Annotated in this window: 4 protein-coding genes and 1 pseudogene; 2 read left to right on the forward strand and 3 right to left on the reverse strand. The window is 47.7% G+C overall.

Going from position 1 to position 8,512, the window contains the following annotated elements:
- Positions 1–402: 402 nt before the first annotated feature.
- Positions 403–531 (forward strand): hypothetical protein, encoded by a 129-nt coding sequence (locus HEP82_RS20150; protein WP_009113454.1) that lies wholly within the window; start codon positions 403–405, stop codon positions 529–531.
- Positions 532–594: 63 nt separating this feature from the next.
- Here the strand turns inward: HEP82_RS20150 and HEP82_RS19430 are convergent, their stop codons facing one another.
- Genes HEP82_RS19430 through HEP82_RS19440 form a run of 3 tightly spaced genes read right to left on the reverse strand, consistent with a single transcriptional unit; the run spans position 595 to position 6,419 of the window.
- The gene (locus tag HEP82_RS19430) at positions 595–2,793 is read right to left on the reverse strand and encodes a DEAD/DEAH box helicase (RefSeq protein WP_192459556.1); all 2,199 of its coding nucleotides are present in this window, start codon (positions 2,791–2,793) and stop codon (positions 595–597) included.
- Entirely contained in the window at positions 2,790–4,106 is a 1,317-nt protein-coding gene (locus HEP82_RS19435; protein ID WP_192459557.1) for an ATP-binding protein, read from the reverse strand. Before HEP82_RS19435 ends, HEP82_RS19430 begins: the two co-directional genes overlap by 4 nt.
- 3 nt (positions 4,107–4,109) lie before the next feature.
- A complete protein-coding gene (locus HEP82_RS19440) occupies positions 4,110–6,419 on the reverse strand; it encodes a tellurite resistance TerB family protein (protein WP_192459558.1) in 2,310 nt (769 codons plus the stop codon).
- 596 nt (positions 6,420–7,015) lie between these two features.
- Between HEP82_RS19440 and HEP82_RS19445 the strand changes: the two are divergent.
- A pseudogene (locus tag HEP82_RS19445) lies at positions 7,016–8,389 on the forward strand (ISNCY family transposase); the annotation flags it as partial.
- Between the last annotated feature and the right edge of the window lie 123 nt (positions 8,390–8,512).

Genomic DNA, 8,512 nt, shown 5'->3' on the forward strand with positions numbered 1-8,512 from the left:
GCATTCCAGCTTGAACTCGGGAGAAAAGGTTCGTTTTATTTTCTTGGTCATGAAGTCACCTGTTTTATGCTGAGGCAAGAGTATCACCTCTGTTCAGGTGGCCAAATTTACTGTGCCACTACAGGCTTTTGCTGAATGACGAATGTAATGAGTTCACAGATATTAAAACGTTCCGATTAGCCGTGGGTAAAGAGAGTGGTTCAGCCAAGTGCTGCCAACAAATGAGAGTACAACTCATAGTGGACTGTATCCGTGTAAGTCTAATTAGTGCCAAAGCGTATATAGCTCACACAATTGCGAATTAATCGTTTGAAAGCAGTTAACCTCAAATTGAAAACTTTCATTACATCCCATATATCGATGTAGAGGGCTTCCCTCTTAAACCGTTAAAGGATAACTATCATGGCTCTTAAACCTGGTCCTAAACCAATTGCTAAATCGACAGGAAAACCTGATAAACGTCGGCGTGATAATAAGGATACTCCCGGTAATACTCCGGAGTTAAAACCTAGTAAATCCACAGGGAAATAAAAAATAAGTCTGCGAATAATTTATGGTGTAAATGAATTTTTTATACCCTATTACGAAAATAGACTACAGAATATTTTTCTGTAGCCAGATCTGCGTACCTTCTATGTCATATGCTTTTGCTCCATATCCTTTCGCAAGCAGGGACTCCGGCAGATAATCGTCATATTTATCCAGATATTTTTCTGGAACATCTGCAGCGAGTTCTGATTCTGAAGGCAAGCCCGAAAATAGCATTTGTTTTAGCGCGTGTTGGACAGTGGGTACACTTGCGTCATCTATTTCTATAACACCTGCAAATGAACTGGCTTTAAAGCTGCTACGCATGAGTAAGGCCGTTATTGTATTAACGACTTTATCCCCCATCCACGGGAGAACGTAACTACGCTGGCCGTCAGAAATAAAATGGGAGTTTTGCAGATTGAAACGCTTAAAACTGTCACATCCTTCTGCAAAGAGGCTTCTGGCGGTGGCATCGGCATAATCGACTCTCTTACTTCCTATCGCGATGCGATAATCATTCTCCCTGTATATGGCGAGCATCTCTTGGCGAACAACATCATGAACAGACATACCCCCACCACTAAACTGTGGCGGCTGGCCGCCTTTGGTCGCCTCGACATAGATAACTTTTTTTTCCACCTCGATCTCTGTCACTTTCCAGCGGCGTCCACCGAAGATTATGTGCTGGTCAGGCAGAAGGGGAGAGTCCACTGGTACTGTGCCAAGGGTTCGGCTTCCTGTGACAATGCGGAACTCTTCTGGAGTATTGAACACGGCGTAAAACGTATAATGGTTAGTCAGCTTCTCCCCCTCAGTCCCGATAACCATTTCACCGCTAGCAAGTTGTGTCAGCAGACCGTATCCCCCCATATGCCGAAGCAGAGTTTTGAAATCCGTTAAGTCGATGTTCCGGAAGGGGCCTGTCTGGCACAGTTGTGACCAAAGTTGATCGGCTCGAACCCCGCCCCATTGCGCTGTGATCGCAAGGATTTGGTGCAGCAACGTGGAGTAATGCATCTGGCGGGCATCAGCCGGTTCGAACCATCGCTTAGTGATCATCAATCTAATCATCGCCATCGACTGAACCAGTTGTAGCCGCAAGCGGTCTACCATGTCGCTGGTTGCGGTAAGTTCTTGCTCAGAGATCAGCATTCTCAGAACCGATGGCGAATCTCGCCGTCCTGACCGGCCCATACGCTGACGTAGGCTGGAGACGGAATGTGGAGGAGTAACCTGTATAACCGACTGCACCTTACCGATATCAATACCCAGCTCAAGCGTCATGGTACAGACTGCTGTTGTAGGCAAATTACCCTGCTGTAGGCGGGCTTCGAGCGTCTCGCGTAATTCCCTAGACAGGGAGCCGTGATGGGGAAAGAATTCATTAGGAACAACATTTTCCTCACACATGTCGCTCAGCGTCGCCGCAATGCTTTCAGTGCGCTTTCGACTGTTTGCAAAAACTAAATGGGAGTCTCCACGGCAGAGTCTGAAAATGTCAGCGCAGACGTGTTTTTCTGCTGAGCTTTGTGGCTCTTCTCCTTTTTCGGTCACCGGTATCAGATAGCCTTTAACCTGCACTTGCAGTGTGGCTGTGCTATTGCTGTCTGTCACAATTTCGCAGGGCAATCGCTGATCCGGACGCAACAGTTCGGGCACTTTATCCAGTTCTCCTAATGTAGCGCTCAACGCAACGCGGGGAACCGGATTCGCATGACGGCCCAGTACATGATCAATTCTGTTGAGAAGGGAGAGCAACTGCATGCCGCGCTCAGTACCAATAAAGGCATGAAACTCATCAATAACAATGTAGGCTACTGGCGAAAAAGCCTGTTTAATCCAACCCGATGAATTTATAAGTAAAGACTCAAGTGATTCTGGTGTAATAAGAAGGATGCCCGCTGGGTCAGTCCGTATTTTCTTCTTTTTGCTTTGCGGTACATCACCGTGCCATGGTGTCACCGGCATATCCAGCGCTTCGCCAAGGCTCTCAAGACGTCGATACTGGTCGTTAATCAGCGCCTTAAGCGGGCTGATATAGATAATACCAAATCCACCTGTGATATCTGCAATCGCTGAACAGGCAGGCAGAAAGAAAGCCTCTGTTTTACCCGCTGCCGTACCTGCACTGATTAGCACGTCTTGGTCACGGGCTAAAACTACCGGGATAGCGCTCTCTTGCAGGGGCCTTAATGCAGACCAGCCCTGCTTATAAACCCACTTACGGACGCGGGGATCGAGACTATCGTATGCGCTGCTCATAATTTGAAGTTGGCCAGGCCGTTATCATCCTCTTCTTCCTGCGCAATGGTCTCATCCATGTCGCTGGGCCTGTCATCTTCAATCGCCACACCCGAGATTAGCGTCTGCCAGCTTATCGTACTGTTTTGTTCCAGCACGGCCAGCATATCCAGGAAACCTTTGATGGTGTTTCGGGGGGTACGGAAGTAAGCATCTCCGATGGTTTTACTGCAGTGGTGCAGAAAACCGGTAAGTGCATCATCTGATACCAGATACTTTTCTGGCTCTCCGCCTGCATAAACATGGCGAAGATTTTTCAGTAAAATATACAATTCCTCTGGGGTGAGGCTGGCAAGATGTAGCGTAGGTGACGAGTAGTCAATCACTCCTGCTTTCTGAGCGAACCGATTTTCCGCCAGACGCGATTGCAACGCCTCATAGCTGTAGAGCCCTTTACGCGGATCAAACAGGAACTCGGGCGTGCCTCCAAGAACAAAACCAATATTCTCGGCAGAACCCTGCAGACAGTCATTCAGGATCCGCAGGATCTGTTCATAGTTTGCAGTCCTCGCTTGAGTGTTGTTCAGCTTATAAAGGTTTACCATCTCGTCGAGGCTGACCAGTAACCCTGCATAGCCTGCCTGACGAACAAACAGGCTTACCAGCTTCAATGAATCGTAAAACGAGGCGTCTGAGATAATAGTCCGGACGTCGAGATCGTTTCGGACATCGGTTTTTGTGGTGTATTCGCCCCGCAGCCAGCGAATGGCATTGGATTTTAACGTCTCGTTATCCTGTTCATGTCCGCGCCAGAATGCATCGATGACTTTAGCAAAGTCATATCCCCCCACCATATCGGACAGAGCAGCCAGGCGTTGGTGAATAACCGACGAGACTGTAGTGCCATCCGCATCAGCCTCCTTCCTTGCCTCCGTGACGAACCGCTCCACAACACTAAGTAACGCATTACCATCAGGTTTGTTGCGGGTGGACATGTTCTTCATAAGTTCCGAGTAGAGATTGCGCGCCTGACCTCCCGATGAGTGAATGCGCCTGTCGGGGGAAAGGTCGGCACTGACTGTTACCAGCTTTTTTTCCAGCGCAATAGAACGTACAACGCTCAGAAAGAACGTTTTGCCTGAGCCGTATTCACCGATGATAAGTCTGAAGCTCGCGCCGCCGTCCGCGATCCGCTCAATATCCTGATGGAGAGCCGTTATCTCATTCATCCGGCCCACCTGGATGTGCTGAATGCCTATTCTTGGCGTTACACCAGACTTCAGTGATTGGATAATAGCATCCCGCTCTTTAACTCTTATGCGTGTCACAGACATTAACTATCCCTCTAATTCTTTGGCAATTTCCAGGTCTACCCAGATATCATCATCGTCATCATCCAGCACTGGTGCATCAACCACTGCATAGGACCAGTCATTAATAACCTCAAGTGCACCGCTGAGCATCAAATTAAAATTCTCGCACAGTTCCGACACCTCTTTCCGGGGCCACTGTTCCTTTTCCAAAAGCCTGTGGTAAAGCTGGCTATGTGCATTATCAAGGCCACTATCATGCGCTCCGGCTGCGGGAGTGCTCTCGCGCAATTCCGGCTCCTCCTCGGTGAAAATTGCGCTAAGCAATTTACGGACATCGTCTGTGGCTGACTCATGGTGAGCCAGCACGCTGGCGTCCAGCGTGAATTCAGCGGCCCCAAGACTCGCTGATGCAGACGACAGCGGGGTAACCTCTGCCGTAGAATGCTGATGGATGTTGCCGGAGATAGTGGAAGGATCCAGTCCTAGGCCTGAATAAATTTTTTCCAGCTGTTTGATTTCGGCGGGCTCAATTCTGCCATCTGAGCAGGCTACTCCCACGATAACCTTACCTACTGCTGATTTTTCCATCGCACTCAACAGCGCTATTCTATTTTTCATGCCTGCCATGTTGGCCGGTGTATGAAGTTGCCACGTCAAATACGCATGTAAGGAGCGTTTTTCATCTTCGCTAAAGCCAGAATTATGGTCGATAGCATTTTCCAGCACTTTCTGCTCGGCCTGATCAAGGCTATTGTCGGTTAAAGCCACCATTGACCCCAGCCTTAGCGCCATCACCGCTGAGATAAATGCCGGAGATGGTGGTAAGCGCGCTCCCTCACCAGCGGCAAATAAAACCAGTGCGCCGCCAGCTTCTGCTTTCACATGGTGGTAAAGCGGATCAGGTGCCAGGCAGTAGCCCATTTTCAGTGCAAAGGCCTGCATCAGGTCGGTCTCTTTTTTATTGATTTTCGCCGGGCAAGTGGCTCCCATATGTGCCCAGAAGTCAGCAACGGTGGTTAGCCCCTTGTGACTCGCTATCACTTCATCAGCCCAGCGTTTGAATGTATTTAAAACTTTTCCTGCGCTTTCATTGATGATTTCCATAGGCAACAACATGATTGCCGCAGTATCATTTTCTGACGTACCTTTCCTGCCAAGATAGCGGCTGTAAGCATCCAGTTCATCTGTACAGATCTCTGCAAGCGTCATGATCTTCTGGACTGGTCCCTTCAATGCACTAGGGTCAGGTAAGTCTGGAACAGGAAGGCGAACGCCACGCAAGCTGGGACTTGCAGGGTTGTAATCCAGACGCAATCGCGTTTTATTCGGTTTGACAACCATACCCTCACCGTACTTGAGGGTATAGCGCCGTTTGAAAAGCGCAGCGAATTCTTTCGCACAGCGGCGGGCGGGAGTTCGTAACGCATACTCCGTGTGATTTGTTACCCACGTCAGCGCCAGATCGGCTGACACAGGAACTCCAGCATCCACAGCCTTTGCCAGCGCAAGCTTAAACAGCATACCATTGCTGAAACTCGAATCACGGCTAAGATCGGCAACCAGATCAACATCTGGGCGCAGAATAGACATTGCTTCCAGTAACTGGGACGAGTAATTCCGGAAAGAGCGGTTCTCAATGAATACCGATCTTAACCGGCAGATTTCATTAAATAGAGTACGGAACTCTGCGTCAGGTGTATTACCATCCCGGCAGTCAACAAGTGCCTTTCTTTCCAGCCCATACAGATAGATAAATACGTAACCTACAGGGCATGACGCGTCGGACCTATCACTGGCAAGCCAGTTTAGATACGCGCCGCGCGCATCAGCTGAAAGCGAGGAATAGCTGGGCCAGTATCCCAATGAACTATCTTCATAAAGATAAGGTTTGTGGCGAATATTGAGCGTGTCGTCAATTAATGATGCTTCAGTGCCATCATCATAATAGCCGCTTAAGCTCTGCCCAGCAGGCTTCATCCGCTGACCGAAATAAAAGTAACCACCGGTAATCTCCACACCACCCACAGTGGCCACATCACCCAGCAATACCCATCGAGCCAAAGTACCAGTAGTAGTTTTTGAGGTATTCTGACGTTGAGTCGTTGTTATTCTGTATTCGACATTACGACCGCCCAGTGTAAAAGTTGCCAGATCATCATCTTCACTGTCATCGTTTCTCACAACAGCCTCTTTTTTCTTGATGTCAGCAAGCCATTCTTTAGGTGGTGCTTTCACGATTTTGGAAGGATAAGAATCTGCAGATTTATATTTTTTCTTTTTGAAAAACAGTAGATAAATTACATAAATCGCCGCTATAAATATCCATAGCTCCATGGGTAATAACCTTAAGAATGACTTTTCTCATACGCCGAAAAAATGGCGAGGGAAAATAGGGGGAAGTGGATTAATCCTAAAATAATACTTCTGTATTGCGAAGTTTAAAATCAAAACATGACCAAATTTAGCTCATTGGTTTTCACCGATAAAACCATTAGCTAGCAGCTAAATGCGCAAAGTCGGCAGTTAATTCTTAAGACGGACTAATGCTAGGCCTCCGGGTACTGTTGCGTTATTGCGTTAACATGTGAACAACAGCTACGTAGATGTAGATACGGCAAGACTTTACACTGACTGCAAAACTTACCTGTTTACTGAACAGACTTCACGATCCTGCTGGAGACCTAGCATATTAATCTTTAACGTTCCCGCTTTTTCATAAAGCAGACTGCCATATCTTATTGTTTTCTAACTCAGAATACTGACAGCTCAGCTTTGAACTAATATCGTTAAACCCTGTTAACACCAAGCGATTTTGTCGTACTTTAATTACCACGCGATTCTGTCGTAGTTGCTAATTACCACGGGAAATTGACGGTTGATCCATAACCGTGCTCTTTGAGTGTTTTTTGTACACTCACAGGATGCTAAGGATGATCACGTTGAACTCCAAAGCTCAATTGACCGTGGATGTCATTGCAAAAGTGGCTGAGTGTAAAATCGCTATTGCCAATGCCGCCAAGCTCCTCAATAAGTCCAGACGTACCATCGAACGCTATCTCCAGCGTTATCAAGAAAAGGGGCTCCAGTTTGTTATTCATGGCAACGCGGGGAGTGAACCTGCTAATAAAACGCCAGATACAGTAAAACAACAGGTTCAGGCGCTTATCCGTGAAAAATACTATGACCTGAATTTGCTGCATCTCGCTGAAATGCTGGAAGCCAATGAACACCTCGTCGTGAAGCGTGAAACATTGAGAAAATGGGCACACGATATTAATCATGTAAAACGCGCAAAGCGCAGGCGAAGTCGGGTTCACAAACGCAGGGAACGGATGGAAGCGCCGGGGTTGATGCTGCAAATGGACGGCAGCACTCACCGTTGGTTCGGCAATAGCAAATCCTGTCTGATTGCGATGATTGATGATGCCAATAGCGATATTCACGCTGAATTCTTCCCGTCAGAAACCACCGCAGGCTGCCTGAAAGTCATGCGCTCAGTTATTGAGAAGTATGGTGTGTTTAAGACGTTGTACGTTGACCGGGCGGGTATCTTTGGTGGCCGCAAACGTTGCAACTTCTCCCAGATGCAGCGGGCTTGTGAGGAATTGGGTATTGAAATCATCTTTGCCAGCTCACCACAGGGCAAAGGGCGTATTGAACGTGCCTTCGATACCCTGCAAGACCGACTCATACCGGAACTGAGACTGCACAATATTATTGATATGGCAGGTGCCAACAGCTACCTTCAGCATGTGTTTATACCGCAATTCTGGCGCAAGAAACTGACGGTCAAAGCAAGAACACCCGCCTCCGAATATACCCCGCTGTCGAGGTACATAAATCTTGATGATATCTGCATCACCAAGGTTTATCGTAAGATCCGCAATGACCATACATTCAGCTACGGCAATAAATTCTATTTCATTGAATCACCGCTCAGGCATTCTATCGCCAATCAGAAAATCGAAATCCGGGCAGGAAAAGATAAACAGTTCAGCGCCTATTTTGCAGGCAGACAATTACAGGTATCAGAGGTGACAGAGCCGACTAAAGCCTCATTGGAGGATATCGATATCCAGAAAAAGCTTGGTGTACTCGCCCTGGCTGACAAGCTTGGTAATGTCGCGGAAGCATCACGCCTGAGCGGTGTATCAAGGGAAACCATTCACCGTCACAGACGGCTGGTTAAAGAAGGAGGTATTGATGCCCTCAAGCGCCAGGAGACACCAGATTTACGGCATAAGAACCGAACAGAAGAATCCCTGGAAAGGCTGATTATCGACTTCTCGCTACGTAATCCTCATTGTAGTGGCACAGTAAATTTGGCCACCTGAACAGAGGTGATACTCTTGCCTCAGCATAAAACAGGTGACTTCATGACCAAGAAAATAAAACGAACCTTTTCTCCCGAGTTCAAGCTGGAATGC

The organism is Musicola keenii, assembly GCF_014855505.1.
GTDB lineage: Bacteria > Pseudomonadota > Gammaproteobacteria > Enterobacterales > Enterobacteriaceae > Musicola > Musicola paradisiaca.

Excerpts from the sequence above, each read along its gene's own strand:
- HEP82_RS19440 (WP_192459558.1), bottom strand. The coding sequence starts at position 6,419 with ATGGAGCTATGGATATTTATAGCGGCGATTTATGTAATTTATCTACTG.
- HEP82_RS19435 (WP_192459557.1), bottom strand. The coding sequence starts at position 4,106 with ATGTCTGTGACACGCATAAGAGTTAAAGAGCGGGATGCTATTATCCAA.
- HEP82_RS20150 (WP_009113454.1), top strand. The coding sequence starts at position 403 with ATGGCTCTTAAACCTGGTCCTAAACCAATTGCTAAATCGACAGGAAAA.
- HEP82_RS19430 (WP_192459556.1), bottom strand. The coding sequence starts at position 2,793 with ATGAGCAGCGCATACGATAGTCTCGATCCCCGCGTCCGTAAGTGGGTT.